Below are 1,531 nucleotides of genomic sequence, written 5' to 3' on the forward strand. Positions count from 1 at the left end.
GCTCCTTAGAAAGGAGGTGATCCACCCGCACCTTCCGGTACGGGTACCTTGTTACGACTTCGTCCCAATCGCCGATCCCACCTTCGACAGCTCCCTAACAAGTTTAGGCCACTGGCTTCGGGTGTTACCAACTTTCATGACGTGACGGGCGGTGTGTACAAGGCCCGGGAACGTATTCACCGCAGCGTTGCTGATCTGCGATTACTAGCGACTCCGACTTCATGGGGTCGAGTTGCAGACCCCAATCCGAACTAAGGCCGGCTTTCAGCGATTCGCTCCACCTCACAGTGTCGCTGCGCGTTGTACCGACCATTGTAGCATGTGTGAAGCCCTGGACATAAGGGGCATGATGATTTGACGTCATCCCCACCTTCCTCCGAGTTAACCCCGGCAGTCTCTCATGAGTCCCCAACCAAATGCTGGCAACATAAGACAAGGGTTGCGCTCGTTGCGGGACTTAACCCAACATCTCACGACACGAGCTGACGACAACCATGCACCACCTGTACACCAGCCACAAGGGACACTACATCTCTGCAGCAATCTAGTGTATGTCAAGCCCAGGTAAGGTTCTTCGCGTTGCATCGAATTAATCCACATGCTCCGCCGCTTGTGCGGGCCCCCGTCAATTCCTTTGAGTTTTAGCCTTGCGGCCGTACTCCCCAGGCGGGGCGCTTAATGCGTTAGCTACGGCACAGAAGACGTGGAAGCCCCCTACACCTAGCGCCCACCGTTTACGGCATGGACTACCAGGGTATCTAATCCTGTTTGCTACCCATGCTTTCGCTCCTCAGCGTCAGTAACTGCCCAGAGACCTGCCTTCGCCATCGGTGTTCCTCCTGATATCTGCGCATTTCACCGCTACACCAGGAATTCCAGTCTCCCCTACAGCACTCAAGTTATGCCCGTATCGCCTGCACGCCCGAAGTTAAGCCCCGGAATTTCACAGACGACGCGACAAACCACCTACGAGCTCTTTACGCCCAGTAATTCCGGACAACGCTCGCACCCTACGTATTACCGCGGCTGCTGGCACGTAGTTAGCCGGTGCTTCTTATACAGGTACCGTCACAAAAAGCTTCGTCCCTGTCGAAAGGAGTTTACAACCCGAAGGCCGTCATCCCCCACGCGGCGTCGCTGCATCAGGCTTCCGCCCATTGTGCAATATTCCCCACTGCTGCCTCCCGTAGGAGTCTGGGCCGTATCTCAGTCCCAATGTGGCCGTACACCCTCTCAGGCCGGCTACCCGTCGACGCCTTGGTAGGCCATTACCCCACCAACAAGCTGATAGGCCGCGAGCTCATCTTGCACCGAAAAAACTTTCCAACCACCACACTAAAGGCAGTTCATATCCGGTATTAGACCCAGTTTCCCAAGCTTATCCCAGAGTGCAAGGCAGATCACCCACGTGTTACTCACCCGTTCGCCACTCGAGTACCAGTGCAAGCACTGGCCTTTCCGTTCGACTTGCATGTGTTAAGCACGCCGCCAGCGTTCGTCCTGAGCCAGGATCAAACTCTCCACAAAAAAG

1 rRNA gene is annotated in these 1,531 nt (G+C 55.6%); it reads right to left on the minus strand.

Features of this window, described 5'->3' with window-relative positions:
• Positions 1-9: 9 nt before the first annotated feature.
• A 16S ribosomal RNA gene (locus HMPREF2565_RS00185) occupies positions 10-1,527 on the minus strand.
• Positions 1,528-1,531 lie beyond the last annotated feature (4 nt).

It is taken from the genome of Corynebacterium sp. HMSC072A04, assembly GCF_001809235.1.
In the GTDB taxonomy this organism is placed as follows: domain Bacteria; phylum Actinomycetota; class Actinomycetes; order Mycobacteriales; family Mycobacteriaceae; genus Corynebacterium; species Corynebacterium hiratae.